Source organism: Embleya sp. NPDC055664 (genome assembly GCF_053618075.1).
This window is the reverse complement of record NZ_JBSHGZ010000006.1, coordinates 297020-322745: the sequence shown is the minus strand read 5'-3', so window position 1 is coordinate 322745 and position 25726 is coordinate 297020. Positions and strand designations below refer to the sequence as shown.

Sequence of the window (25726 nt, the reverse complement as noted above, 5' to 3'; positions counted from 1 at the left end):
GTCGCGTCTGTATGGGTGACGGGGGCGGGCGAGTCGGGTGAGTGGGGTGCATCGGGCCGACCGGCCCGGCCCCCGCCCGGCCCCGCCCGCCCCCGCCCGCCGGGTCAGTCCCGGGCGACGAACGTGCGGGCCGCCTTGTCGTGCAGCCCCTGGCGCCACGGGCGGTCGAACAGCCCCCACAGCGCGCCGAGCACGCCGACCACGAACACGCCCGGGACGTACAGGACCAGCCAGCGCCGTACCGACTGCCACAGCGTGGGGGTGTCGTGGCTGTCCAGGTCGGCCACCCGCAGGCCGAACAGGGTCTTGCCCAGCGAGCGGCCCCACTTCCAGGTGGGCAGCGCCTCGTACAGCAGCGCCGCCGCGAGCACCGTGCCGAGCACGATCGCGAGCGCGGTGCCGGTGGTGCCGTCGAGCAGCCACACCGTGGTGTCGCGACCCTCGTACCGGGCCCGGTCGATCTTGTCCCGGATGTGGTCGACCGCGTCCGGCACGATCGGGATGGCCACCGCGATGCCGGCCGCGAGCGGCACCAGCGCGTCGGCGATCCGGGCGAGCAGGCGCCGGCCCAGGTGCGCCGGCCGCCGCTCGTTGCTGCCGAACAGATCGGCCTGTACCGGCCGCCACGGCCCGGCCTCCCCGCCGGCGCGCGGCGGCGGCACGGTCTCGCCCGGCGGCGTCGCCCCTCTCGCCCCACCGGTCGGCGCGGTCGGCCCCGAACGCGGCACGCCCGCGCCACCCGGCCCCGGCTCGGCGCTCGGCGGCGCGTACATCCCGGTCGACGACATGTCGTACGGCGCGCCCGTGCTGGTGGACAACACCTCGCCGCGGATCACCCGGCCGCCCTGCCCGATCGCCTCGGGCGCGTTGGCCCGGATCGCGCCGCCTCCGGCCACACCGCCCGCGTCGGCGGTCGGGCCGTCGGCGGGCCGGCCGGGTTCCTCGGCCGGCCGGCTGCTGTCCGGCACCCAGGCACCGCCGTCCCAGTAACGGATGTGGCCGGTGATCTCCGGGTCCGGGTACCAACCCGGTGCGGGCGCAGAGGACATGCGCGGGATTTTGCCGTACCCGAGGGGGGACGGGTACGCCCCGGGTCACATCCGGGCACGCCGACCCCGTCGAGCCGGTTCGCCCGGGCCCTGGGCTGATGGCAGCATGGGACCCATGAGTGTCGCTCCCATCGAGGTCGAGAAGCATCAGCCCGACGAGGATGTCCGGGCCGAGACCCCGTGGGTGTGCATCGTCTGGAACGACCCGATCAACCTGATGTCGTACGTCACCTACGTCTTCCAGTCCTACTTCGGTTATCCGAAGCGCAAGGCCGAGAAGCTGATGCACGACGTGCACAACAAGGGTCGGGCCGTGGTGTCGTCGGGGACGCGCGAGGAGATGGAGCGCGACACCACGGCGATGCACGGGTTCGGGCTGTGGGCGACCATCCAGCACGACAAGTGACGCCCGCGCGGTTCGCACGACCCGGCCGGGCCCTCGGGCGCCCGCCGCACCCTCTCCTCGCCCATATTCTCCGGGAGTTGCACAGCCTGTGAACGGCCTCTTCATGCGCGGACGCTCGGGACGGCCCGAGATCGTCCTGGAAGACATGCACGTGCGAGTGCTGGCCGATCTGTGCGGTCAACTGGTCGAGATGGTCTCGCCCGACGACGAGGCGGTCGATCCGCTGGCCGCCGAACTGGGCCTGACCGGACTCGGCTCGACCGAGGTGCCGGCCACTCCGGACGATCCGGCGCTGGCCCGTCTGTTGCCGGACGCCTACGCCGACGACGTGGAGGCGGCGGCCGAGTTCCGCCGGTACACCGAGACCGACCTGCGGCTGCGTAAGCGGGACAACGCGCGGATCGTGCTCGCCGACCTGGCCGAACTGGTCGACCTGACCGTACCGGCCGAGGAAGACGAGGTCATGAGCGGCCGCGAGCACCGGGTGGTGCTGGACGCGGAGGGTGTGCAGGCCTGGCTCGGCACCCTCAACGACCTGCGCCTGGTGATCGGTACGCGACTGGAAGTCACCGAGGACATGGAGGAGTTCGAGGCCAAGCTGGCCGACGACGACCCGCGCCGGTGGTTGTTCGCGGTGTTCCACTGGCTGGGCGGCCTCCAGGACTCGCTGCTCGGAGCGTTGTAGACCCGCACCGGGCGCACGCACGGTGAACCGGCCATCCCGGCCATCCCGCCCAAACGGACACGCCGGAACAATCGGAATACCGGTTTCCGCCCCCCATCGTTGGTAATACGGCCTCCGTACCGACGAACGGGAGCGATCATGACGGAGACCGAAGCCGGATCGACCGCCTCGGGGGCCGGGCCCGGTGCGGACGCCGAGGGCTACGAGCGGGGGCTGAACGGTCGGCAGATCCAGATGATCGCCATCGGTGGGGCGATCGGCACCGGGCTTTTCCTCGGTGCGGGCGGGGCGATCGAGAAGGCCGGGCCGTCGTTGATCGCCGCTTACGCGGTGGCCGGCGTGATGATCTTCTTCGTCATGCGCGCGCTGGGCGAGTTGTTGATGTACCGCCCGGTGGCGGGCAGTTTCGCGGAATACGCGCGGGAGTTCTTCGGTCCGTTCGCCGGGTTCGTCACCGGGTGGACGTACTGGATCATGTGGGTGGTCACCGGGATGGCGGAGATCACCGCCGCGGGCGTCTACGTGCAGTACTGGTGGCCGGCGGTGCCGCAGTGGGTGACCGCGCTCGTGGTGCTGCTCGTGTTGTTCGCGGCCAACCTGATCTCGGTCAAGCTGTTCGGCGAGTTCGAGTTCTGGTTCTCGATGATCAAGGTGACCGCGATCATCGGGATGATCCTGGTCGGCATCGGGGTGCTGATCTTCGGCTTCGGCGAGGCCGGCGACCAGGCGTCCGTCTCGCACATGTGGTCCGACGGCGGGTTCGCGCCCAACGGCGTCGGCCAGACTCTGCTGGTGCTCCAGATCGTGATGTTCGCGTTCCTGGGCGTCGAACTGGTCGGGGTGACCGCGGGCGAGGCGCAGAACCCGGAGAAGGTGCTGCCGCGCGCGATCAACACCATCCCGTTCCGGATCGGGTTGTTCTACATCGGCGCCCTGGTGATCATCCTCTCGTTGGCGCCGTGGACCGACTTCCACGCCAAGGAGAGCCCGTTCGTACTGGTCTTCGACCGGGTGGGCATTCCCGCCGCGGCGGCGATCATCAACTTCGTGGTGCTCACCGCGGCGCTGTCCTCGTGCAATTCGGGGCTGTACTCGACCGGTCGCATGTTGCGCACGCTCGCGGTGGAGGGGCAGGCGCCGCCGCGGGTGAGCGGGCTCAGCGCGCATCGGGTGCCGGCCATGGCGATCACCGTCTCGGCGATCGTGATGGGCGTGGGGGTGCTGGTCAACGCGCTGGTCCCGGACCGGGCGTTCATGTACATCACCTCGGTGGCCACCGTCGGCGCGCTGTGGACGTGGGGCATGATCGTCGGCTGCCAGATGCGCTACCGGCGCGCGGTGGACCGGGGACGGCTGGCCGGGCACGGCTTCCGGATGCCGGGCGCGCCGTACACGGGCTGGGCGGTGCTGGCGTTCCTGGCGATGGTGGTGGTCCTGCTGGGCTTCTCGGCGGACACCCGGATCGCGCTGTACGTGGTGCCGATCTGGGTGGCGTTCCTGGTGGTGGCGTACATCCCGGTGCGGCGCGGGCACGGGGCACGGGCCTGAGCGCGGAGGCGGAGCCGGCGCGACCCGCGCGGGCACGCGGGTCGCGCGGGTGCTCAGTACGCTCGGGGCATGCTCACCATCACCGCAGCCCTGCGCGATCGCATCGTCGCCCACGCCCGTGCCGACCACCCCGACGAGGCGTGTGGCGTGGTTGCCGGGCCCGAGGGCAGCGACCGCCCCGAACGGTTCGTCCCGATGCTCAACGCCGCGCGCTCGCCCACGTTCTACGAGTTCGACTCGGCCGACCTGTTCAAGCTCTACCGGGAGATGGACGACCGGGACGAGGAGCCGGTGATCGTCTACCACTCGCACACCGCGACCGAGGCGTACCCGTCGCGCACGGACGTGTCGTACGCGTCCGAGCCGAACGCGCACTACGTGCTCGTGTCCACGCGCGAGGAGGACACCTACGAGTTCCGGTCGTACCGGATCGTCGACGGCGTGATCACCGAGGAGGAGGTCAACGTGGTGGACGCCTACTGACCGGGGAACGGCGGGGGCGTCCCGCCGCCGGCTCACCCTCGCCCCGCCGTCGTCTCACCCGTCGATATGGGAGGTTCCGGCATGCGAGATCACATCAAAGCGACCCGGGGGAATGGCTAGCATGACCATATGCGTTATGCGGGCGTGAATACGACGGAAGCGGTGCCGGGCGGAGCCCCGGGCGCCTTCCTTGTCGCACGCCTGCACGTCGACCTGTGCCGACTCTCCAGCGCCCTCTGTCGCGCTGCGCGCGTGGGCTGATCCCGAGGTCGGATCGGCCCATCAGGCACCCAGGCAGCAGGCACGTCCCGCAGCACCGGCGCATGTGAACGACCCCCCCGCCCCACCGCCTCCGATGGAGCGGCGGGGTGCGGCCCGCGTCCGGACTGCGTTCTCTCCGTTCGCGTCACAACCAGAGGAGCGCATCCATGGCCATCGAGGTCCGCATCCCGACCATCCTCCGTACCTACACCGACGGCGCGAAGGCCGTGCCCGGCAGCGGCGCCACGCTCGCCGACCTGCTGGTCGACCTGGAGGTCCGACACCCGGGCGTGCGCGCTCGACTCGTCGAGGAGAACGGCGAACTGCGCCGCTTCGTCAACGTCTACCTCAACGACGAGGACGTGCGCTTCACCGGCGGCCTGACCACCAAGCTGGACGACGGCGACACCGTGACGATTCTTCCGGCGGTCGCCGGCGGCTCGATCTGATGCGTTACGAATCGTTGCTCGACTCGGTCGGCCGGACCCCGCTGGTCGGCCTGCCGACGTTGTCGCCGTCGCCGACCGTGCGGGTGTGGGCCAAGCTGGAGGACCGCAACCCGACCGGTTCGATCAAGGACCGCCCGGCCCTGCACATGATCGAGGCGGCCGAGCGGGACGGGCTGCTCACGCCGGGGTGCACGATCCTGGAGCCGACCTCGGGCAACACCGGCATCGCGCTGGCGATGGCGGCCAAGCTCAAGGGCTACGAGATCGTCTGCGTGATGCCGGAGAACACCTCCGAGGAGCGCCGCGAGCTGCTGCGCATGTGGGGCGCGCGGATCATCGCGTCGCCCGCGGCGGGCGGGTCGAACACCGCGGTGCGGGTGGCCAAGGAGCTGGCGGCCGAGCACCCCGACTGGGTGATGTTGTACCAGTACGGGAACCCGGCCAACCCGGACGCGCACTACGCGACCACCGGCCCCGAACTGCTGGAGGACCTGCCGACGATCACCCACTTCGTGGCGGGTCTGGGTACCACCGGCACGCTGATGGGCGTCGGGCGCTATCTGCGCGAGAAGGTCCCGGGCGTGACGATCGTGGCGGCCGAGCCGCGCTACGACGACGTGGTGTACGGGCTGCGCAACCTCGACGAGGGGTTCGTGCCGGAGCTGTACGACGGCGACGTGCTGACCACGCGCTACTCGGTGGGCTCCGCCGAGGCGGTCGGGCGCACTCGCGAACTGCTGGAGAAGGAAGGCATCTTCGCGGGCATCTCGACCGGCGCGGTGCTGCACGCCGCGCTGGGCATCGCGCGCAAGGCGGTCAAGGCGGGGGAGTCCGCCGACATCGCGTTCGTGATCGCGGACGGCGGGTGGAAGTACCTGTCGACCGGGATCTACACGGCCGAGTCGACCGAGGCCGCGGTGGAGGGGCTGCACGGGCAACTCTGGGCCTGAGGGCCCGTTTCGTTCTCCGTTCTCTGTTCTCGTATCGAGGCCGTTTCCCGCCTCCCGGTTCGCGCCGGGGGTGTGGAGGCGGCCTCGATGCGTTGGGGGAGGCGCGGGTGTTCAGGCGGCGGTGAGCAGGCCTTCGGCCAGGGTGCGTACGGCGGCGGCGACCCGTTCGCCCTCGCCCTGTTCGAGCAGGCGCAACACCGATCGGCTCTGCAAACCGGCGAGCAGGAGGTGGGCCTGCGTCTCGGCGTCGAGGTCGGGGCGGCGGGCGGCGAGCAGGTCGGCGATGTGTCCGTGCCAGAACCCGTAGACCGGGTGTGCGGTGCGCGGATCCTCGGCGGGGTCGGCGGCCGGTTTCGGGGTGGCGCTCGCGGCGTGGCCGAGCGCGGCCATCAGGCCCTTGTTGCGGGCGACCACGTCGACGATGGCGTCGAGGAAGGCGAGCAGGCGCTCCCCGGGCGGGGCGCCGGGGCCGAGCGGCGGCGGGCCGGTGGTGACCGCCGCGGTCAGGGCGAGTGCGCGCTCCGCCATCAGGGCCTCCATCAGGCCCATCCGGCTGCCGAAGCGGTGGAACACCGTGCCCTTGCCGACGCCCGCCGCCGCGGCGACCTGTTCCATCGAGATCTGCTCCGGGCGGTGTCGGGCCAGCAACTCCTCGGTGGCGCGCAGGATCGCGCGCCGGTTGCGGGCCGCGTCGGCGCGTTCGGGGCGGTCGGTGGGGGCTTCGGGCATCGCGTTCCTCATCACTGGTCGAGGCTGGTGATCCGTGGACAACTTGACCGGCGGTCCAGTACGTTCGAAGTCAACTTGACCGGCGGTCCAGTTTGGTGCCGGGTCGGGTATCCACCATGTTCTCCTGCCGCCCGGAGGGTCGAATGCGACGAGTCCGCTATCACGAGTACGGCGATCCGGAAGTCCTCACCGTGGAGGAGGCCGACGTGCCGACGCCCGGACCGGGACAGGTGCTGATCCGGAGCGAGGCGATCGGCGCGAACTTCGTCGACACCCGGTTCCGGCGCGGGCCCGCCGCCGGTCCGCTGTTCCGGCGGCCGTTGCCCGGGGTGCTCACCGGTGACGTGGTGGGCCGGGTCGAAGCGCGCGGCCCGGGGGTGGACGGGCCGCCGGTCGGCGCGCGGGTGGCCGCGTTGGCGGAGGACGCGTTCGCCGACTTCGTGCTCGCCGACGCCGAATGGGCGGTGGCGGTGCCCGACGGGCTCGACGCCGGTGTGGCGAGCGCGCTGCCGCTGGCCGCGCCGGTGGCGTTGCGGGCGGTGCGGACCGGGCGACTGGCCCCGGGCGAGACGGTGTTGGTGCACGCCGCCGCCGGGGGCATCGGCCACCTCGTCGTGCAACTGGCCAAACTGCTCGGCGCCGGTACGGTCGTCGCCGCCGTCGGGTCGGCCGCCAAGTTCGACTTCGTCCGGGCGTACGGCGCCGACTTCGCCGTCGACTACTCCGCCGCCGACTGGCCGGAGCGGGTGCGGGAGGTCGTGCCCGGGGGCGTGGACGTCGTGCTGGACTCGGTGGGCGGGGACATCCTGCGCCGCGCCTTCGACGTGGTGGCGCCGTTCGGGCGGGTCGTGGTCTACGGCGCGGCGAGCGGCGACGTGTCCGGCATCGCGCTCACCGACCTGTTCGCCCTGCGGTCCGTGGCCGGCTTCTCCCTCCTGGCCTGGCGCGCCGCCGCCCCCGAACGGGCCCGCGAGGAGCCGGCCGAACTCGCCGAACACCTGGCCTCGGGCCGGCTGCGCGTGGCGGTCCACACGACCCTCCCGCTGACCGAGGCGGTACAGGCCCACCGACTGCTGGAAGAACGCAGCCAACTCGGGCGGATCCTGCTCGTCCCCTGACGCCGGCGAAGCGGGCGGTCGTCGTTTCCCGCCGTCCGCAGGTGCGCGGGTGGGGCGGGCGGTATGACGTCGGTTACTCCGGGGGCGTTGTGTGGGGGCGCGTGGGGGGTCTCTGCGTACTCTCGGGGGGTGGTGTTCGTATCCAGCGGCGCGCCGAGCGGGATCGTCGATTCCGGGGTCGGTGGCCCTCCCGTGGCCCGGACCGGGTTCGAGCGGTCGCCGCATGTGGCCGGTCGGCCGCTGCGGGATGTGCTCGGGGTCGCCGGCGTCGACGTGTTCGGAGCGCTCGCGTGAAACTTACCGTCGTCGGGTGTTCCGGCAGCTTTCCCGGGCCGGACAGCCCCTGCTCGTGCTATCTCCTGGAGGCCGACGGGGTGCGGATCCTGGTCGATCTCGGCAACGGCGCGCTCGGCGCCCTCCAGCGCCATGCCACGCTCGGCTCGATCGACGCCGTACTGCTCAGCCACCTGCACGCCGACCACTGCCTCGACCTCGCCTGCTACTTCGTGGCCCGCAAGTACTGCCCGGCGGGGGAGTTGCCCCGGCTGGTCGTCTACGGCCCGGCCGATACGCACGAGCGGATCGCGCGCTCCTACGACGTCGAGGGCGCGATCGACAACGGGCGCATGGCCGAGGTGTTCGACTTCCGCACGGTGGTCACCGGCACCTTCGACGTGGGCCCCTTCCGGATCACTGCCGACCGGATGCCGCACCCCGTCGAGTCCTACGCGTTCCGGATCGAGGCGGGCGGGCGATCGCTGGTCTACTCCGGCGACACCGGGGTCAGCGACGACCTGGTGCGCATCTCGCGCGGCGCGGACCTGCTGCTGTGCGAGGCGTCGTTCGAGCACGGCCGAGAAGACCTGCCGCACGTGCACCTGAACGGCCGGCAGGCCGGCGAGCATGCCGAACGGGCGGGCGTGGGGCGGCTGTTGCTCACCCACATCCCGCCGTGGACCAGTCGCGAGCGCAATCTCGACGACGCCCGCAAAACCTTCACCGGCGCCGTCGACCTGGCCCTGCCGGATGCCTCGCACACGGTCTGAACCCGGCGCCGGGCGGTCCGGACCGGCACCTGCCACGGCTTAGGCTGGAGGCATGTCACGAGTAGACGGCCGTACCCCCGAGCAGCTCCGCCCGATCGGCTTCCAGCGCAAGTGGCTCGACCACGCCGAGGGCTCGGTCCTCGTCGAGTTCGGCCGTACCCGCGTCCTGGTCGCCGCCAGCGTCACCGAGGGTGTGCCGCGCTGGCGCAAGGGCAGCGGCGAGGGCTGGGTGACGGCCGAATACTCGATGTTGCCGCGCGCCACCCACACCCGCGGCGACCGCGAGTCGGTCAAGGGTCGGATCGGCGGGCGTACCCACGAGATCTCGCGGCTGATCGGCCGCTCGCTGCGTGCGGTGATCGACACCAAGGCGCTCGGCGAGACCACCATCCACCTGGACTGCGACGTGCTCCAGGCGGACGGCGGCACCCGGACCGCGGCGATCACCGGGGCCTATGTCGCGCTCGCCGACGCGGTGGCCTGGGCGCGTGAGCACAAGCTCACCCGCAAGGGCGCCAACCCGCTGATCGGGTCGGTGGCGGCGGTCAGCGTCGGGATCATCGACGGGGTGCCGATGCTCGACCTCCCGTACGAGGAGGACGTGCGGGCCGAGACCGACATGAACATCGTCTGCACGGGGGACGGGCGCTTCGTCGAGGTGCAGGGCACCGCGGAGAAGGAGCCCTTCGACCGGGCGCTGCTGAACGATCTGCTGGACCTGGGCACTCTGGGCTGCGCGGAGCTGACGGCGCTTCAGCAGCGCGCCCTGGAGGGCTGAGCGGCCGAACGGCCGAGTTCCGGAGGCGGCGAGGCCCAGCCCTCGGGTCCCGGGGCCTGCGGGCAGGCAATGGTGGTGCCCCGAGAGGGTGTTCCCGGCATACCGTGGCAAACGGTGGTCACGCGCCGGTTGCGAGTGTCACGTACACGCAACCGACACGCACCGGGTGTGCGACCGCCGGCCCGGCGCGGCCCGGGACACCAGTACGGTCATGGCACCTGGTCATCCCGATCAGCGGCAGCCACGACCGGGCCCGACGGCCCGTCCCTGACGAGGAGCACCATGTTCCGCGCCACGTACCGTCCGCGCCGGGTCCTGCGCGTCACGATCGCCGCCACCGCCATGGTGGGCGCGTTGTTCGCCACCGCTGCGTGCAGCGAGGCGCAGAAGGCGATCTCGTGCGCCGAATTGGCCACCAACCTGACCAACGACATCTCCAGCCTCGGCAATGTGCTGAACGACCCGGCCGCCGCCCGCAAGGCGCTCGACAACCTCCAGAAGACCTTGAACGACAAGACCAAGGACCTGGACTCCGACGACGCGAAGAACGCCGCGAACGGCCTGGGCGACGTGATCACCCAGCTCAGCACCAAGGCGGCCAACGGCGGCAACCTCAGCGCGAGCGATGTGCAGCCGCTGATCAACGGCGCGAAGAACCTGACCACGATCTGCGTCAAGTAGCCCGCGCGGGGTCGGTGGTTCGAGTGGATCGAGCAGATCGAGCGGGACAGGCGGGGAGCACCGCGGAGCATGCGCCGCGGTGCGCTCGCGATCGTCCGCGCCGAGGCGCAGGATGGAAGTGGTGACCTCCGAAGGAGATGATCCACCATGCTCGCTGTGCGATCGATCAACGAAGCCGACGAGAGCCGCGACATACCGCACGGTCACCTGGACGTGGTCAGTCTGGAAGGCGTCGATTTCGGCGTTGCCCGATTCGAGCCGGGCTGGCGGTGGTCGCAGGATGTCGGGCCCATTGCCGGGACCGACAGTTGCCAGTTCCACCACAACGGTTACGTCGCCCAGGGACACGTACACATCCGCATGGACGACGGTGAGGAGAAGGACCTGAAGGCGGGCGACGTCTTCGTCTGCGACCCCGGCCACGACGCATGGGTGGTCGGCGACGAGACCGCGCTGGTCTTCGACTTCGCCGGCAACATCCACGACTACGCCAAGTAGTCGCGCTCGCCGACGAAGCGGCGATCCCGGCGCGCGTGCCCGGACGCGGTGACCCGTACGCCCGGTTCGGCCGGTGGCGGGCGGCGACCCTAGGCTTTGCGCCATGAGCCGTCTCGTACTCGCCACGCGCAACGCCAACAAGGTCGTCGAACTCCAGCAGATCCTCGCGGACGTCGGACTCGACGTCGAACTCGTCGGGATGGACGCCTACCCCGACGTGCCCGACGTGCCCGAAACGGGGCTCACCTTCGCGGCCAACGCGCTGCTCAAGGCGCACGCCATCGCGCGGGCCACCGGACTCCCGGCGATCGCCGACGATTCGGGCCTGTGCGTGGCCGCGCTCAACGGGATGCCCGGGATCTTTTCCGCCCGCTGGGCCGGTACGCACGGCGACGACACGGCCAACCTGCGGCTGCTGCTCGCCCAACTGTCCGACATCGCCGACGAACACCGCGAGGCGTGGTTCGCGTGCGCGGCGGCGCTCGCGCTGCCCGACGGCACCGAGCGGGTGGTCGAGGGCCGGTTCGAGGGCACGCTGACCCGCGAGCCGCGCGGCACCGGCGGCTTCGGCTACGACCCGATCCTTCGAGTGGCCGGTGACACCCGCACCGCCGCCGAGTTGACCGCCGCCGAGAAGAACGCGATCAGCCACCGGGGCAAGGCGTTTCGCGCACTGGCCCCGATCGTGGCCGAGCTGATCGGCTGACCACCCCACCCGGCCACCCGTGCCCGCATCCGCCCGTCCCTGCCGGGATTCGGCAGTGTTGGTAGCGTCTTCGCTGCCGGATTTCCGGCAGCGAAGCGGGGCTACGGGTACGGGGGAAAAGGCGTGAAGAGCGACGAGGGGATACCCGCCGAGTTCCTGCGCGACTGGGCCGAACTGCTCGGCGAGATCTCGACCACCGGGCGGTTGTTGCGCCGCGCCGAGTTGAACGTGCTGGCCGACCTCGGTGAGCGGGCCGCGGAGGCCGGACACCACTGGCACGCGCTGGTCGACCTGTACCTGCGCGAGACCCGCCGGGTGTGGACCACGCTGCCGGGTGTTGCCCGCGCGGGAAGCGTGGGCGAGGCGGCCCGGGCGGGCGAGGCGGTGCTGACCGCCTCGGAGGCGGCGATCACCGCGCTGGGCGCCGGCCACGAGCGGGCCCAGCGGTTGGCGGTCCGCCAGGAGGAGGCCGCCCGTCGCGAGTTCATCGACGACCTGCTGTACGGCCGCAGCGACCCGGGCCGACTCGCCGAGCGCGCCGAGCGGTTCGGACTGCGGCTGGCCCGCGCGCACGCGGTCGCGGTGGCGGTGGGCGAGGTGGCGTACGACGAGGCGCACCCGCTGGTCCGCCGGGTCGAGCGCGAGCTGATCGGCCGATTCGGCGAACGCGACGTGCTGCTGACCACCAAGGGCGCCCGACTGGTGTGCATCGCGCCGGACGACGAGCGACCGGTGCTCGCCGCCTTCGCCAAGTACGCGACCTCGTCGGGCGGCGGCCGGGAGAGCGCCGACCGGGTCGCCCTGGGCCGTGCGCACCCGGGCGCGGGCGGGGTCGTGCTGTCCTACGAGGAGGCGCTGGGCGCGCTCGACCTGGCCGAGCGGCTGGACCTGCCGGGCCCGGTGCTCGAGGCGGCCGATCTGCTGGTCTTCCCCGTACTGCTGCGCGACCGGGCGGCGATGGCCGATCTGGTGCGCACCGCGCTCGGGCCGCTGGTGCACGCGCGCGGCGGCGCGGCCCCACTCCTGGAGACGATCACGGCGTGCGCGGCGGCGGGCTACGTCAACGCCGAGGCCGCCCGCCGGCTGCGGATCAGCGTACGCACGCTCTCCTATCGGCTGGAGCGGATCCGGACGCTGACCGGATACGACCCGGGCGACGCGTTGCAGCGCTACACCCTGGAGACCGCGGCGCTCGGCGCCCGCGTCTTGGGCTGGCCGGGTACCGCCCTTTAACCCGGCTTTCCCCCGGGTCGCGGATCGGACGTCAAGGAGCGACCAACACTGCCGGCTTCCGGCAATGCGCGCATGTCCGCGGCGGTGCCACCATGACGGCGCACGACAGGCCGAGGGGGTGGGACGGTGGGGGATTTCGTGCGGGCGGCACTGGCGTTTCCCGCCGTCCTGTTCAGCTTCGCGCTCGTCGTGGTGGCGGCCTACTGGCTGCTGGTGTTGATCGGCGGTGTCGCCGTGGGCCATGGCGGCCCCGGGGGTGGTCATCATGGCGGGCACTGGGCCCACGGGGGTCATGACGGTCACGGGGGCCATGGGGACCACGGCCCGGGCGACACCGCCGGTGTCCCGGTCACGGTGACGATCTCGTTCGCGATCGCCGTGACCTGGTTCTGCTGCCTGGTCGGTACCGCGCTGACCGAGCGGTGGTGGCTGCGCGCCGCGGCGCTCCCCGCGGCGCTCGGTGCCGGATGGTTGGCCGCGCGCCTGGCACGGGCACTGGGCCGCCGCTTTCTGAAGCCCGAACGGCCGTCCCTGCGGGCCGACTTCGTGGGTCGTACCTGTCTGATCCGGACCGGTCGGGTGGGCCACGACTTCGGTCAGGCCGAGGTCCGGGCCGAGGACGGCTCGACCGCGCTCCTCCAGGTCCGCACCGACGAGAGCGGGCTGGTCTCCGGCAGCACCGCGTTGATCTTCGACTACGACGTCGCCGGCGAGTTCTTCCGGGTCACCCGCTTCGACAGCGCGCTGGACCCGGACCGCGTCACCGGCTGACCGCCTCCGTGCTCCCGACCGGCCCGAGCCGGTCCACGGGCCCGCGCCCGCCCGCCTTCCGCTCCGCCCGTCCGCTCGCTCTCCGCCCTGCCCGTCCGCCGCCGCGTGCCTTTGCCCGTGCGGTCACCAACGTCCCGTTCGACCAAGGGATTTCACTGATGGATGCCATCACCGTGGGCATCGGCGTGCTCGTCGCCGTCGTCCTGCTCGTCGTGCTCGTCGTCTTCCTCGCCGTGACCCGGCTCTACCGCAAGGTCTCGCAGGGCCAGGCCCTGATCATCTCCAAGGCCAACACGGTCGACGTCACCTTCACCGGCGCCGTGGTGCTGCCGGTGCTGCATCGGGCCGAGACCATGGACATCTCGGTGAAGACGATCGAGATCCGCCGGACCGGACGCGAGGGGCTGATCTGTCGGGACAACATCCGGGCGGACATCCACATCTATTTCTTCGTGCGGGTCAACAAGACCGTCGAGGACGTGATCAAGGTGGCCCAGGCGATCGGCGCGGACCGGGCCAGCGACCGGGCGGCGATCCAGGACTTCTTCGCGGCCAAGTTCGCCGAGGCGCTCAAGACGGTCGGCAAACAACTCGACTTCGTCGACCTGTACACCAAGCGCGAGGAGTTCCGGGACCGGATCCTCGCGGTGATCGGCACCGACCTCAACGGCTACCACCTCGACGACGCCGCGATCGATTTCCTCGAACAGACCCCGATGAGCCAACTCGACGCCGCGAACATCCTGGACGCCCAGGGCATTCGCAAGATCACCGAGCTGACCACCATCGAGCACGTGCGCACCAACGAGTACCAGCGCACCGAGGAGAAGGAGATGACCCGGCAAAACGTCGAGGCCCGCGAGACGGTGCTCGAACTGGAGCGCCGCCAAGCCGACGCGGAGATCAAGCAGCGCCGCGAGATCGAGATCAGCCGCGCCCGCGAGGAGGCGGAGACCTCCCGGGTGCAGGCCGAGGAGCGGCTGCGCGCACAGTCCGCGCACATGAAGACCGAGGAAACGCTCGGGATCCAGAACGAGAACCGGGAGCGCGAGGTCGCCGTCGCGCAGAAGAACCGCGAGCGGGTGATTGCGGTGGAGAACGAGCGGATCGAGAAGGACCGCCTCCTGGAGGTGATCGCCCGCGAGCGGGAGACCCAGCTGCGCCGGATCGCCGGTGACAAGGAGGTCGAGGCGGAGAAGCGGGACATCGCCGAGGTGATTCGCGAGCGGATCGCGGTCGAGCGCACGGTGGCCGCGCAGGAGGAGGAGATCAAGAAGCTGCGGATGGTCGAGGAGGCCGAACGCGAGCGGCAGGCGCAGATCATCCACGCCGAGGCCGAGGCCCAGGGGCGGCTGGTCAAGGACATCAAGGCGGCCGAGGCCGCCGAGCAGTCGGCCGGGCACCGTGCGGCCGAGCAGCTCACCATGGCCGAGGCCCGGCGCAAGTCGGCCGAACTGGATACCCAGGCCGCGATCCGCGCCGCCGAGGGCAAGCGGGCCGAGGCCGCGGCGGTGGGCCTGGCCGAGGCCGAGGTGACCGAGCGGATGGCCGAGGCGGTGTCCAAGCGGGGCCACGCCGAGGCTGCGGTGACCCGCGAGAAGGCGCTGGCGAGCGCCGACGGGCTGCGCGAGCGGCTGAAGGGCGAGGCCGAGGGCCTGACCGAGAAGGCCGCCGCGATGGCCGCGCTCGACGAGTCCAGCCGGGTGCACGAGGAGTACCGACTGCGCCTGGAGGCGGAGAAGGAGATCCGGCTCGCCGGCCTGGAGGTGAACCGGCAGATCGCCGAGGCGCAGGCCACCGTGCTGGCCACCGGCCTGGAGAACGCCAAGATCGACATCGTCGGCGGGGACAGCATGTTCTTCGACCGGATCATGGGCGCGATGGCCGCCGGAAAGAGCGTGGACGCCTTCGTCGACCGCTCCGACACCGTGCGCACGATGGCCGCCCCCTGGCTGGACCCGAACGGCTCGACGTTCGTCGACGACCTCGGCGCGCTGGCCGCGGGCCTGGGCTCGGGCGGCGTGCGCGACCTGACCCTCGCGGGTGCGCTCGGCGCGCTGATCGCCGGTGGCGGACCGCAGTCGGCCACCCTCCAGGGCCTGCTGGACGCGGTCCGCGCCGGCGGGCTGGGCGAGACCCGAATCGCCGACCTGACCGTCCCGGCCCGGCTCAACGGCCTGGCCAAGTAGCGGGGGCTGCGCGATCACCGTGCCGGACAAGGGAGTTGACCCGAACGTGAGCGGCCAGGCGGGCGGCTCGGAAGCCGAGCCCGGGACCCACGAGGTGCCGGGCGGCTCGGAAGCCGAGCCCGGGACCTACGAGGTGCTGCGCGGACGACTGCTCACCGCCGCCCGCGAACTGGGCGCACGGGCCGGGGAGTTGAACGAGCGCCGGGTGCGTACCTACGGCGGCGGCGCGCCGGCGCTGACAGACACCCACCGGTTGCACACCGAACGGGCGGTGGTGGCCCGGGACATCGTCCAGGTCGGCGGCCTGCTCCTGGCCGGCTGGAACACCGACGGCGGGTCGGGCGAGGAGGTCGGGCCCGCCGACGTGTTCGCGCTGTACCGGCGCACCCCGGAGGGCTTCGAGCCCGCCCCGATCGACGCCGTCCCGGGTCTGCTCGACGACGCCCGTTTCCGGCAGGACTTCACCGAACTGTACCGCTACTTCCGGGACACCCGGCTGCTGCAACTGCGCGACACCGGAACCCACCTGCTCGCGGTCTTCCGGGTCGGCGAACGCCTCACCGACATCCGGGTGTTGCGCTGGCGACTGGCCCCCGACGGAACCCCCGCCTACCTCGACGCGCAGGGCGAGCGCGAGCACGTCTTCCCGGACGCGTACGACTTCGCCTGGACCGAGAGCACCCGCGCCGACCACGTCCCGGGCCGGCACCCGCACATCGCGATCGCCGACACGCTGTACCTGGCCACCTCCGGCGGCCGGCTCGTGGTCAAGGTCGAGAACGACACCGAGACCGCCGAGGGCATCTACGCGGAACCCGTCGACGACCCGCTCCAGTCGCCGGCCGACGCCGAGGTCGCGCACGCCCGGGTCGGACCGCTGCTGCTGGTCCGGGTGCGCCCGTACAACGAGAGCGATCCGCGCCACCTGGTGTACGACACGCGCACCGCCGAGGTGCGCCGCCTCGACGGCATCGCGACGGCCTGCCGGCGCCTGCCCGACGACCAGGGCATCGTCTTCCCCGGCGGCTATCACCCGAGCACGGGCGGCGCGCGCACCTTCGACATCGACACCACCGACGCGGAGTTCGAGGCGACGGTGCGCTCGCCCAACGGCGAGGACGTGCTGTACGTGTTCCACGCCCGGGCCGAGGGCCGCGTCACGCTGCTGTCCTACAACGTGATCCGCGAGGAGGCCACCGCGCCGATCGTCGGGCACGGCCGGGCGTTCTTCGCGGACGGCACGATGGCGATCCTGCGGGTCCTCGACGCCGAACCCACCCGCATGCACACCGTCCAGATGTGGGACACGCCGTACACCTCGGACGCGTACGCCGCGGCGCGCCCGCCGGGCACCGGCCCACTGGCCCGGATCGGCAACCCGGAACTGGTCCGCGGCATCGCCGCCTGCCTCGCGATCGCCGCGATGGCCGAGGAGACGGCGCCCACGACCGCCCTCTTCACCGCGATCACCACCGCCGCGGTCCGGGCCGAGGACACCCACCACTGGCTCGGCGACGCCGAACTCGGGTCTCTTGCCGCACCGTTGGCCACTGTGCGCGGCGCCGCGGCGGACGTCGTCGAGGAGTTCCGCCGGGTCCTGGACCTGCGCCGGATCGCGGCCGACACGCTCGCCGAGGCGGTCGCGAGCACCACCGCGCTGACCCGGCGGGTGCGCGGCGAGGTGCCGGAGAGCGCCGACGCCTGTGTCCGGCAACTCGGCGAACTGCGGCATGCACAGGGCCGGTTGGCGAGCCTGCGGGACATCCGCTATCTGGACACGGACGCGCTCGCCGAGGCGGATGCCGTGCTGGTCGCGGCTCTGGCCGAGGCGGGCCGGCGGGCGGTGGCGTTCCTGGCCGACGACGATGCCTTCGTGACCACCCGCCGGATCGTCGACGAGCTGACCGCCGAGGCCGCCGCGTCGGCCACCGTGGCCGACGCGGACGCGCTGACCGCCCGGATCGACGAACAGGCCGACGGGCTGCGCGTGGTCACCGAGGTGATCGGCACCCTCGACGGCACCGACGCCGGCGTGCGCACCACGATCCTGACTCGGATCGGCGAGGTCCTGGGCGGGGTCAACCGGGCCCGCGCGACCCTGGACGCGCGCCGCCGCGACCTGCTCGACGCCGAGCAGCGCGCCGAGTTCGCCGCCGAGATGGCGCTGTTGGAGCAGACCGTGGTCGGCGCGCTGGCCGCCGCCCGGACGCCCGAGGAGTGCGACGAACACCTGGCCCGGCTGCTGGCCCGGATCGAGGACCTGGAGGCCGGGTTCGGCGCGCTCGACGAGCACCTGGCCCGGATCGGCGCCGAACGCGAGCGCGTCCACGACGCGTTCACCGCCCGCAAGCAGGCCCGACTCGACGAGCGGGCCCGGCACGGCCACCGCCTCGCCGACTCCGCACAGCGCGTCCTGACCACCATCGCCCGCCGGATCACCACCCTCGCGAGCATCGACGAGATCAACACCTGGTTCGCCTCCGACGCCCTGGTCGGCAAGGTTCGCGCCACCGCCGGGGAACTGCGCCGCCTCGGCGACCCGGTCCGCGCCGGCGAGCTGGAGGGCCGGCTCACCGCGGCCCGCCAGGAGGCCGTTCGCGTCCTGCGCGACCGCGCCGAACTGTACGACGCGGCGGGCACCGTACGGCTCGGCCGGCACCGGTTCGCGGTGCACGACCACCCGATCGAGCTGACCCTGGTCCCGCACGGGGACACCCTCGCGTTCGCGATCACCGGCACCGACTACCGCGAGGTGGTGCGCGAGCCGCTGCCCGCCGCCCATCGGGTCTTCCACGACCAGCCGCTGGGCTCCGAGTCGCCGCGGGTCTACCGGGCCGAATACCTCGCGGCGGTGGTGCTCGCGGAGACCGAGGGCCGCCCGATCGACGCGCTGCCGGCCGAGGAACTGCTCGCCGAGGTGCGCCGGATCGCGCTGTCCCGCCCCGGCGAGGGCTACGACCGGGGGGTGCACGATCGGGACGCCGCCGCGCTGCTCGCGGCCGTCCTGCGCCTGCGCGCCGGCGCCGGGCTGCTGCGGTTCGCGCCGGAGGTACGGGCCGCGGCCCAGCTGTACTGGGCGCACGGCGTCGCCGCCGATGCCCGGCAGCCCTGGACGACCCGGGCCCGGTCGCTCGGCCGGGCCCGGGACACCTTCGGCCCGATCCCCGCCGTCGCCGACCTGGCCGCCGAACTCGGCGAGCGGGCAACCGGGTTCCTGACCGAGGCGCTGGCCGCGCCCACCGCGCCCGGCACCACGATCGGCGCCTACCTGTTCGAGGAACTCGCCGCCGGCGGCCCGCGCTTCGCCACCGGTGCGGTCGCTCGCACGCTCCTGTCCGGCTTCCGCGCCTCGCTCGGCGGCGACGACGCCCCGGCGGCCAAGGACTTCGTCGAGGACCTGCGCGCCCTCGACGGCGACCTGGCCGCCCGACACCAACTCGTCGGCGCCTGGCTCGGCGCCTACGCCGCCCGCCTCGACACCGACCCGCCCCCGGAGTTGGCCGAGGCGATCGCCGTCGAGGTGTGTGGGGCGGCGCTGGAGCGACACCACGTCGACGCCCCGATCTCCGCCACCGTCACCGGCCTGCTCGGCGCCCACCCGCGGGTGGCGAGCGGCGGCACGCTGGACCTGCGGCTGGACGAATTCCTGACGCGCACCGACGAGTTCCGCCGCACCCGGGTGCCCGCGTACCGGGCGTACCAGCGCCGGCGCACCGAACTGCTGGCCGCCGCCCGCGAGCGGCTGCGGCTCGACGCGCACACCCCCCGGGTGATGTCGGCGTTCGTCCGCAACCGGCTGATCGACGAGGTCTACCTGCCACTGATCGGCGACAACCTGGCCAAGCAGCTGGGCGCCGCGGGGCCGGACCGGCGCACCGACAGCCAGGGGCTGCTGCTCCTGCTGTCCCCGCCCGGCTACGGCAAGACCACGCTGATGGAGTACATAGCCGCCCGACTGGGCCTGCTCTTCGTCCGGATCGACGGCCCCGCGCTCGGTGCGCGCACCACGTCCCTGGACCCGGCCGCCGCGCCCGACGCCGCCGCGCGGCGCGAGGTGGAGAAGATCGGGTTCGCCCTGGAACTGGGCGCCAACGTGCTGCTGCACGTGGACGACATCCAGCACGTCTCGCCCGAACTGCTGCAGAAATTCGTCTCGTTGTGCGACGCGCAGCGGCGGATCGAGGGGGTGCGCGACGGCGAGTCGCGCAGCTACGACCTGCGCGGGAAACGTTTCGCGGTGTGCATGGCCGGCAACCCGTACACCGAGTCCGGCGCGCGTTTTCGGATCCCGGACATGCTGGCCAACCGGGCCGACGTGTGGAACCTGGGCGATGTACTCGGCGGGCACGAGGAGTTGTTCGCGCTGAGCCACATCGAGAACGCGCTGACCGCCAACCCGGTCCTGGCCCCGATCGCCGGGCGCGACCGGGCCGATCTGGACCTGCTGATCCGGCTGGCCCGGGGCGATGGCACCGCGCGCCCGGATCGACTCGCGCACCCGTACGACGCGACCGAACTGGACCGCATCCTGGCCGTGTTGCGCCGACTGGTGCACGTGGTGGAGACGGTGCTCGCGGCGAACCGGGCCTACATCGCCTCCGCCGCGCAGTCCGAGGCGGCGCGCACCGAACCGCCGTTCCGGCTGCAGGGCTCGTATCGGGACACCAACAAGCTGGCCGAGCGCATCCTGCCGGTCCTGGACGAGGTGGAGGTGGAGCGGCTGTTGGACGACCACTATGCGGCGGAGGCGCAGACGCTGACCACCGACGCGGAGGCCAACCTGCTCAAGCTCGCCGAACTGCGCGGCCGGTCGACCCCCGAGCAGCGGGCGCGGTGGGCGGAGGTGAAGCGGGCCTACCTGGCGGCGCGCGGCTGAGCGGAGGCGGGCTCCGGCGCGGTCTCGGCGGCCTGCGTCGGCTGCTCCGGGATCCACGCGGCGGTGAGCACGCCGTGTTGGGTCCACCCCAGCGTGCGGTACAGCTCCCGCCCGGCGGCGGTGGCGACCAGGACGCCGGTCCGGGCGCCGCGCGCGGCGGCGGCGTCGGCGAGCACGGCCATCACCACGCTGCCCAGGCCGCGCCGGCGGTGCGCGGGGTCGGTGTGGATCTGGTCGGCCACCGCGGTGTCCCCGGTGACCCCGATCCGGCCGTGGGCCGCGACCGCGCCGTCGGCGGCGAGCAGCCGGCCGAAGGTGGTTTCGTCCCGGGTCTCGACCTCGATCGTGTAGCCGGCCGGCGCCGCCGGCGATTGCCGGCGCAGCGGCCCGGTCATCGGGTACTCCGGCTCGCCCACGGTCCACGCGGAGGTGAGCGCGGGCCGTACCCGCTCGATCGGCGCGAGGGTCTTGATCCAGGTGCCGGGCTCGGTTCGGGTCCGGACCACCTCGGCGGGCCGGTCCGGGTCGAAGAACACGTAGCGCACCCGATGCCCGGGCAGTCCGACGTCGAGCCGATACCCGCCGTCCACGGCGACCGGCGCCGTCACCGCCCGAGCCACCGCCCACCCGCCGACCCAGGCCCGGATCAGCTCTGCGTCGGACATGACCCGTTCCCGATCGGCGGTGCTCACGACAACTCCCCATACGGCGGCGACACGAACCGATCAAGCTTATTGCAAGGCGTTTGCAACAAGCCCCGCGGGTTTCCGGCCGCCGGGCCGCTGACGCTTCGTCACACAACGGTAAGCAGGCGATTCGTCCGCCGGCCGGGTCGGGGCGTCAGGATGAGGGGAGGCGGATGTCGAGTGTGAGGTGGGCGTGGTGCGGCGTGCCGGCGGGATCAGGGCCGCGGTGGTCGGCGTGGTGTCGGCCGCGGTCGCGGTGGGGGTGGCCGAGACGGTCGCGGCGTTCGTCCGGCCGGAGGCCACGCCGTTCGTGACGATCAGCGGGGCGATCACCGACCGGGCGCCGACCGGGCCGCGCGAGTGGGCGATCCGTACCTTCGGGACCGGGGACAAGGCGTTCCTGCTGACCGTGATCGCCGTGCTGCTCGCGCTGTTCGCGGCCGGCCTCGGGGTGCTCGCCGCCCGCCGGCTCCGCTACGGCGTCGCCGGTGTCCTGGCGCTCGGCGGCTTCGCCGCGTGGACCGCCGCCGACCGTCCCTCGTACCGCGCCGCCGATGTGGCGCCGACGCTGGTCGGCACGCTGTTCGGGGTGCTCGCGCTGGTCCTGCTCACCCGCCCCGACCTGGTCGACCGCCGCCCGCTCGCCCGCCCGCTGCCGGTCGCGCCCGAGGACGACGTGGCCGAACCGGCCCCGGACACCGCGCGCCGCACCGTACTCGTGGTCGGCGCCGCCGCCGCGGCCGCGCTGGCCGGGTTCGGCGGCCGGATGCTCCAGCACGCCCGCTTCAACGCGGAGAAGTCCCGGGCCGGCGTCGCGGGCACGCTGCCCCGGCCGATCAGCGCGGCGGCCCCGGCGGGCCCCGGCTTCGTCGCGCCGGGACTGGCCCCGTACCTGACCCCGAACGCGGACTTCTACCGGATCGACACCGCGTTCACCGTGCCGCAACTGCGCGCCGAGGACTGGGAACTGCGCATCCACGGCATGGTCGACCGGGAGATCCGGCTCAGCTACGAACAACTGCGGGACCGCTTCCCGATCGAGCGGGACATCACCCTCGCCTGCGTCTCCAACGACGTCGGCGGCGACCTGATCGGCAACGCCCGGTGGCTGGGCACCCCGCTGGCCGACCTGCTGCGCGAGGCGGGCGTGCGGCCCGGCGCCGACCAGATCGTCTCGCGTTCGCCGGACGGGATGACCATCGGCACCCCGCTGCGCGAGGTGATGGATGGGCGCGACGCGATGCTGGCGTACGCGATGAACGGCGAGCCGCTGCCGATCAAGCACGGCTTTCCGGTCCGGATGGTGGTGCCGGGCCTGTACGGGTACGTGTCCGCGTGCAAGTGGATCGTGGACATCGAGGTGACCCGGTTCGCCGCGTTCAGCGCCTACTGGGTCCGGCTCGGCTGGGCCCGCCAGGCCCCGATCAAGACCCAGTCGCGGCTGGACACCCCCCGCGACGCGGCGGACCTGCGTGCCGGCCCCGTCCCGGTCGCCGGCGTTGCCTGGGCCCAGCATCGGGGCATCACCGCGGTGGAGATCCGGGTCGACGACGGCCCCTGGCAACCCGCCGAACTCGCCCCGCAGACCACCACCGACACGTGGCGCCAATACCGGTGGACATGGGACGCCACCCCGGGCCGGCACACCCTGCGCGTGCGCGCCACGGACGGCACCGGCGCGGTTCAGACCGACAAGTCGGCCGACGTGATCCCCGACGGCGCCACCGGCCACCACCACATCGAGGTCACGGTCCGCTGAGCGGGGGTCGAGCCGAAGGCGGGCCCGCCGAGCCCAGGCCGCCGACCCGAGGCCCACGCCCGGCCCGGCGTCCCCCACCGCCGGGTGGCGCACCCCTCACTCCTCGATCAGCCCCCAAGCCTTCGCGATCAACTCGTACGACCGGATCCGCGCATCGTGCCCGTACACGTTGCTGATCACCATCAACTCGTCCACCTGCGTGCGCTCGCGCAACTCCCGCATGCCCGCGCGCACGTCGGCCAGGTCCCCGCTGATGTGCTGCCGCTGGTAGCTCTCCACGAACTCGCGCTCGGCCGGCGTCCACGGATACGCCTCGGCCTCCTCCGGCGACGGGATGCGCCCGGGGTTGCCGCTGCGCAGCTTCAGCATCGACAAGGCCTGGGACAACGCGAGCCGCTTGGCCTGCTCCCGGGTGTCGGCCGCGATCACCCCGGCCGCGATCATCGCGTACGGCTCCTTGAGCGACGCCGACGGCTGGAACGACTCGCGGTACAGCTCCAGCGCGGGCAGCGTGTGCTGTCCGCTGAAGTGGTGCGCGAAGGCGAACGGCAGGCCGAGGATCCCGGCCAACTGCGCGCTGTAACCGCTCGACCCGAGCAGCCACACCGGCGCCTCCGCGGTGGCGAACTCGCCGCCCGCCTCGATCCCGGACGCGGGACCCGGCACGGCGTGCATTCGCGCGTATGGGTGCTCCTCGGCGAAGCGCCCGGTGACGAAGCCGATCAGCTCGCCGAGTGCCTGCGGGAACTCGTCCACCGACTCGGCCCCGCCACCGCGCCGCAGGGCGCGCATGGTGACCTGGTCGGTGCCCGGGGCCCGGCCGATGCCGATGTCGATCCGGCCGGGGTGCAGCGCCTGAAGCGTGCCGAACTGCTCGGCGACCACGAGCGGCGCGTGGTTGGGCAACATCACCCCGCCCGAACCCAGCCGCAGCGTGGTGGTGTGCGCGGCCAGGTGCGCGAGCAGCACCGGCGGGGACGAACTGGCGATGCCGGGCATGTTGTGGTGCTCCGCCACCCAGAACCGATGGAAGCCCCACCGCTCGGCCCGCTTCGCCAACTCGGTACTCGTCCGTAGCGCCTCGGTCGCCGAATATCCCGTCCCGACCGGTGCCACGTCCAATACCGACAGCTTTACCGCGTCCACTGCGCGTCCCTCTCTCCGGCCCGCTCTCGGCCGCATTCCGGCCCGTGTCCCGCCCCGCCCGCCGCTCCGCACGCAGGCGTATTCGTGCTTTGAGGTGCAACCGCCGCACACCCCGTGCTGTTCCGCCGGCCAGGCGTGGCGGAGAGCACATCGGGCATAAGGAGCAATCGGACCCGACCCACGCACGACCCGAGACCACGAAAGGGATATCGGCGATGACCGAACGCCCCACGACCACGACCGACGCGGGCATTCCCGCCCCGAGCGACGAGTTCTCGCTCTCCGTCGGACCCAACGGTCCGCTGCTGCTCCAGGACCACTACGTCATCCAGAAGATGGCCCAGTTCAATCGCGAGCGCGTCCCGGAGCGGGTGGTGCACGCCAAGGGCGGCGGTGCCCACGGCGTGTTCCGGGTCACCCAGGACGTGAGCCGATTCACCAAGGCGGATCTGTTCCAGCCGGGCCGCGAGACTCCGATGTTCATCCGCTTCTCCACGGTTGCCGGCGAACTCGGCTTCCCGGACACCGTGCGCGACCCGCGCGGATTCGCGATCAAGTTCTACACCCGGCACGGGAACTACGACCTGGTCGGCAACAACACGCCGATCTTCTTCATCCGGGATCCGAGCAAGTTCTCCGACTTCATCCACTCGCAGAAGCGCCGCTCGGACACCCACCTGCACGATCACGACATGCAGTGGGACTTCTGGACGCTCTCGCCGGAGTCGGCGCACCAGGTGATGTTCCTGATGTCCGACCGGGGCACCCCGAAGACGTGGCGCAACATGCACGGCTTCGGCAGCCACACCTTCATGTGGGTGAACGCGGGCGGGGAGAAGTTCTGGATCAAGTACCACTTCCTGACCGACCAGGGCATCGAGAACTTCACCGACGCCGAGGCCGCCGCCATGGCCGGCGAGGACCGCGACTTCCACCTGCGCGACCTGCGCGAGGCGATCGACCGCGGCGACCACCCGTCGTGGACGTTGCACGTCCAGGTGATGCCGTTCGAGGCGGCGGCCGACTACCGCTTCAACCCGTTCGACCTGACCAAGGTGTGGCCGCACGGCGACTACCCGCTGATCGAGGTCGGCCGGATGACGCTGGACCGCAACCCCTCGGACTACTTCGCCGAGGTCGAGCAGGCCTCGTTCGAACCGGCCAACCTGGTCCCCGGCATCGGCGCCAGCCCGGACAAGATGCTCCAGGGCCGGCTGTTCAGCTACCCGGACACGCACCGCTACCGGATCGGGCCGAACTACCTCCAGTTGCCGATCAACCGGCCGATCGTGCCCGTGCACTCCTACAACAAGGACGGCGCGATGCGGTACGAGAACTACGGCGACCCGGTGTACGCGCCGAACAGCCGCGGCGGACCGGTCGCCGACCCGGCGCCGTACGAGGACGAGAACTACGAGGTAGCCGGCGAGATCGTGCGCTCGGCCTACCGGCCGCACGCCGAGGACGACGACTTCGGCCAGCCGGGCACGCTGTACCGCAAGGTGATGTCCGAGACCGACCGGGAGCACCTGGTCGGCAACATCGTCGGTCACATGAAGAGTGACGGGCCGGTGACCGCCGAGGTGTTGCCCCGGGTGATCGAATACTGGACGAAGGTCGACCCGGACCTGGGCGCGCGCGTCGCGAAGAAGTACAACGGCGGCTGACGCCCGCCGCCG

General features: G+C 72.2%; 24 protein-coding genes. 20 read left to right on the top strand and 4 right to left on the bottom strand.

What is annotated here, in order from left to right:
• Window positions 1–104: 104 nt before the first annotated feature.
• Window positions 105–1049, bottom strand: coding sequence for an RDD family protein (locus ACWGR4_RS13920; RefSeq protein WP_452128924.1), 945 nt, complete (start codon window positions 1047–1049; stop codon window positions 105–107).
• Window positions 1050–1164: 115 nt separating this feature from the next.
• Here ACWGR4_RS13920 and clpS point away from each other — a divergent pair, with 115 nt between their 5' ends.
• The 7 genes from clpS to ACWGR4_RS13885 all read left to right on the top strand — a co-directional run bounded on the left by clpS (window position 1165) and on the right by ACWGR4_RS13885 (window position 5831).
• Entirely contained in the window at window positions 1165–1455 is a 291-nt protein-coding gene (gene clpS, locus ACWGR4_RS13915) for an ATP-dependent Clp protease adapter ClpS (protein ID WP_174861535.1), read from the top strand.
• A gap of 88 nt (window positions 1456–1543) precedes the next feature.
• The gene (locus ACWGR4_RS13910) at window positions 1544–2140 is read left to right on the top strand and encodes a DUF2017 domain-containing protein (protein WP_380002724.1); all 597 of its coding nucleotides are present in this window, start codon (window positions 1544–1546) and stop codon (window positions 2138–2140) included.
• Window positions 2141–2278: 138 nt separating this feature from the next.
• The gene (locus ACWGR4_RS13905) at window positions 2279–3688 is read left to right on the top strand and encodes an amino acid permease (protein ID WP_380002725.1); all 1410 of its coding nucleotides are present in this window, start codon (window positions 2279–2281) and stop codon (window positions 3686–3688) included.
• Between the two features lie 69 nt (window positions 3689–3757).
• Complete coding sequence (locus ACWGR4_RS13900) at window positions 3758–4171, top strand: Mov34/MPN/PAD-1 family protein (protein ID WP_380002726.1); 414 nt, start codon at window positions 3758–3760, stop codon at window positions 4169–4171.
• A gap of 162 nt (window positions 4172–4333) precedes the next feature.
• Entirely contained in the window at window positions 4334–4432 is a 99-nt protein-coding gene (locus ACWGR4_RS13895) for a putative leader peptide (RefSeq protein ID WP_360307782.1), read from the top strand.
• A 167-nt stretch (window positions 4433–4599) separates the two neighbouring features.
• The gene (locus tag ACWGR4_RS13890) at window positions 4600–4881 is read left to right on the top strand and encodes a MoaD/ThiS family protein (RefSeq protein WP_078977063.1); all 282 of its coding nucleotides are present in this window, start codon (window positions 4600–4602) and stop codon (window positions 4879–4881) included.
• The gene (locus ACWGR4_RS13885; RefSeq protein ID WP_380035772.1) at window positions 4881–5831 is read left to right on the top strand and encodes a PLP-dependent cysteine synthase family protein; all 951 of its coding nucleotides are present in this window, start codon (window positions 4881–4883) and stop codon (window positions 5829–5831) included. Before ACWGR4_RS13890 ends, ACWGR4_RS13885 begins: the two co-directional genes overlap by 1 nt.
• Before the next feature lie 111 nt (window positions 5832–5942).
• Here the strand turns inward: ACWGR4_RS13885 and ACWGR4_RS13880 are convergent, their stop codons facing one another.
• The gene (locus ACWGR4_RS13880) at window positions 5943–6560 is read right to left on the bottom strand and encodes a TetR/AcrR family transcriptional regulator (protein ID WP_380002729.1); all 618 of its coding nucleotides are present in this window, start codon (window positions 6558–6560) and stop codon (window positions 5943–5945) included.
• Window positions 6561–6703: 143 nt separating this feature from the next.
• On the opposite strand from ACWGR4_RS13880, the gene ACWGR4_RS13875 reads away from it, so the two are divergent.
• From ACWGR4_RS13875 to ACWGR4_RS13825, 11 genes are all read left to right on the top strand, one after another.
• Complete coding sequence (locus ACWGR4_RS13875) at window positions 6704–7678, top strand: quinone oxidoreductase family protein (RefSeq protein ID WP_452128925.1); 975 nt, start codon at window positions 6704–6706, stop codon at window positions 7676–7678.
• Window positions 7679–7807: 129 nt separating this feature from the next.
• Window positions 7808–7972 (top strand): hypothetical protein, encoded by a 165-nt coding sequence (locus ACWGR4_RS13870; RefSeq protein WP_452128926.1) that lies wholly within the window; start codon window positions 7808–7810, stop codon window positions 7970–7972.
• On the top strand, window positions 7969–8724 hold the full coding sequence (locus ACWGR4_RS13865) for an MBL fold metallo-hydrolase (RefSeq protein ID WP_380002732.1): 756 nt from the start codon (window positions 7969–7971) through the stop codon (window positions 8722–8724). The genes ACWGR4_RS13870 and ACWGR4_RS13865 overlap by 4 nt, the downstream gene beginning before the upstream one ends.
• Before the next feature lie 52 nt (window positions 8725–8776).
• Window positions 8777–9502, top strand: coding sequence for a ribonuclease PH (gene rph, locus ACWGR4_RS13860; protein ID WP_380002733.1), 726 nt, complete (start codon window positions 8777–8779; stop codon window positions 9500–9502).
• A 282-nt stretch (window positions 9503–9784) separates the two neighbouring features.
• Window positions 9785–10183, top strand: coding sequence for a hypothetical protein (locus ACWGR4_RS13855; protein WP_380002734.1), 399 nt, complete (start codon window positions 9785–9787; stop codon window positions 10181–10183).
• Window positions 10184–10330: 147 nt separating this feature from the next.
• Window positions 10331–10681 carry a cupin domain-containing protein gene (locus ACWGR4_RS13850; RefSeq protein WP_380002735.1) on the top strand — a complete coding sequence of 117 codons (351 nt, stop codon included), beginning with the start codon at window positions 10331–10333 and terminating at the stop codon, window positions 10679–10681.
• A gap of 103 nt (window positions 10682–10784) precedes the next feature.
• The gene (gene rdgB / locus ACWGR4_RS13845) at window positions 10785–11387 is read left to right on the top strand and encodes an RdgB/HAM1 family non-canonical purine NTP pyrophosphatase (RefSeq protein ID WP_380002736.1); all 603 of its coding nucleotides are present in this window, start codon (window positions 10785–10787) and stop codon (window positions 11385–11387) included.
• Between the two features lie 123 nt (window positions 11388–11510).
• Window positions 11511–12620: a PucR family transcriptional regulator gene (locus tag ACWGR4_RS13840; protein ID WP_452128927.1), complete on the top strand. Its 1110-nt coding sequence runs from the start codon at window positions 11511–11513 to the stop codon at window positions 12618–12620.
• A 126-nt stretch (window positions 12621–12746) separates the two neighbouring features.
• A complete protein-coding gene (locus tag ACWGR4_RS13835) occupies window positions 12747–13391 on the top strand; it encodes a hypothetical protein (protein WP_380002738.1) in 645 nt (214 codons plus the stop codon).
• Between the two features lie 158 nt (window positions 13392–13549).
• Window positions 13550–15580 carry a flotillin family protein gene (locus tag ACWGR4_RS13830; protein ID WP_380002739.1) on the top strand — a complete coding sequence of 677 codons (2031 nt, stop codon included), beginning with the start codon at window positions 13550–13552 and terminating at the stop codon, window positions 15578–15580.
• A gap of 46 nt (window positions 15581–15626) precedes the next feature.
• Window positions 15627–20456, top strand: a complete 4830-nt coding sequence (locus tag ACWGR4_RS13825; protein WP_452128928.1) for a DNA repair ATPase — start codon at window positions 15627–15629, stop codon at window positions 20454–20456.
• Here the strand turns inward: ACWGR4_RS13825 and ACWGR4_RS13820 are convergent.
• A complete protein-coding gene (locus ACWGR4_RS13820) occupies window positions 20435–21148 on the bottom strand; it encodes a GNAT family N-acetyltransferase (protein WP_452128929.1) in 714 nt (237 codons plus the stop codon). The genes ACWGR4_RS13825 and ACWGR4_RS13820 overlap by 22 nt on opposite strands.
• 190 nt (window positions 21149–21338) lie before the next feature.
• Between ACWGR4_RS13820 and ACWGR4_RS13815 the strand changes: the two genes are divergently transcribed.
• The gene (locus ACWGR4_RS13815; protein WP_452128930.1) at window positions 21339–22901 is read left to right on the top strand and encodes a molybdopterin-dependent oxidoreductase; all 1563 of its coding nucleotides are present in this window, start codon (window positions 21339–21341) and stop codon (window positions 22899–22901) included.
• Window positions 22902–22997: 96 nt separating this feature from the next.
• Here ACWGR4_RS13815 and ACWGR4_RS13810 read toward each other — a convergent pair whose 3' ends face one another.
• Complete coding sequence (locus tag ACWGR4_RS13810) at window positions 22998–24047, bottom strand: LLM class flavin-dependent oxidoreductase (protein ID WP_380035731.1); 1050 nt, start codon at window positions 24045–24047, stop codon at window positions 22998–23000.
• A 215-nt stretch (window positions 24048–24262) separates the two neighbouring features.
• Between ACWGR4_RS13810 and ACWGR4_RS13805 the strand changes: the two genes are divergently transcribed.
• Window positions 24263–25714, top strand: coding sequence for a catalase (locus ACWGR4_RS13805; RefSeq protein WP_380002744.1), 1452 nt, complete (start codon window positions 24263–24265; stop codon window positions 25712–25714).
• Window positions 25715–25726 lie beyond the last annotated feature (12 nt).

Bases quoted from the DNA above. Each gene is read 5' to 3' on its own strand.
- rdgB (WP_380002736.1), top strand. From the start codon at position 10,785: ATGAGCCGTCTCGTACTCGCCACGCGCAACGCCAACAAGGTCGTCGAA.
- ACWGR4_RS13875 (WP_452128925.1), top strand. From the start codon at position 6,704: ATGCGACGAGTCCGCTATCACGAGTACGGCGATCCGGAAGTCCTCACC.
- ACWGR4_RS13805 (WP_380002744.1), top strand. From the start codon at position 24,263: ATGACCGAACGCCCCACGACCACGACCGACGCGGGCATTCCCGCCCCG.
- clpS (WP_174861535.1), top strand. From the start codon at position 1,165: ATGAGTGTCGCTCCCATCGAGGTCGAGAAGCATCAGCCCGACGAGGAT.
- rph (WP_380002733.1), top strand. From the start codon at position 8,777: ATGTCACGAGTAGACGGCCGTACCCCCGAGCAGCTCCGCCCGATCGGC.
- ACWGR4_RS13905 (WP_380002725.1), top strand. From the start codon at position 2,279: ATGACGGAGACCGAAGCCGGATCGACCGCCTCGGGGGCCGGGCCCGGT.
- ACWGR4_RS13885 (WP_380035772.1), top strand. From the start codon at position 4,881: ATGCGTTACGAATCGTTGCTCGACTCGGTCGGCCGGACCCCGCTGGTC.
- ACWGR4_RS13890 (WP_078977063.1), top strand. From the start codon at position 4,600: ATGGCCATCGAGGTCCGCATCCCGACCATCCTCCGTACCTACACCGAC.
- ACWGR4_RS13830 (WP_380002739.1), top strand. From the start codon at position 13,550: ATGGATGCCATCACCGTGGGCATCGGCGTGCTCGTCGCCGTCGTCCTG.
- ACWGR4_RS13880 (WP_380002729.1), bottom strand. From the start codon at position 6,560: ATGCCCGAAGCCCCCACCGACCGCCCCGAACGCGCCGACGCGGCCCGC.
- ACWGR4_RS13920 (WP_452128924.1), bottom strand. From the start codon at position 1,049: ATGTCCTCTGCGCCCGCACCGGGTTGGTACCCGGACCCGGAGATCACC.
- ACWGR4_RS13850 (WP_380002735.1), top strand. From the start codon at position 10,331: ATGCTCGCTGTGCGATCGATCAACGAAGCCGACGAGAGCCGCGACATA.
- ACWGR4_RS13900 (WP_380002726.1), top strand. From the start codon at position 3,758: ATGCTCACCATCACCGCAGCCCTGCGCGATCGCATCGTCGCCCACGCC.
- ACWGR4_RS13855 (WP_380002734.1), top strand. From the start codon at position 9,785: ATGTTCCGCGCCACGTACCGTCCGCGCCGGGTCCTGCGCGTCACGATC.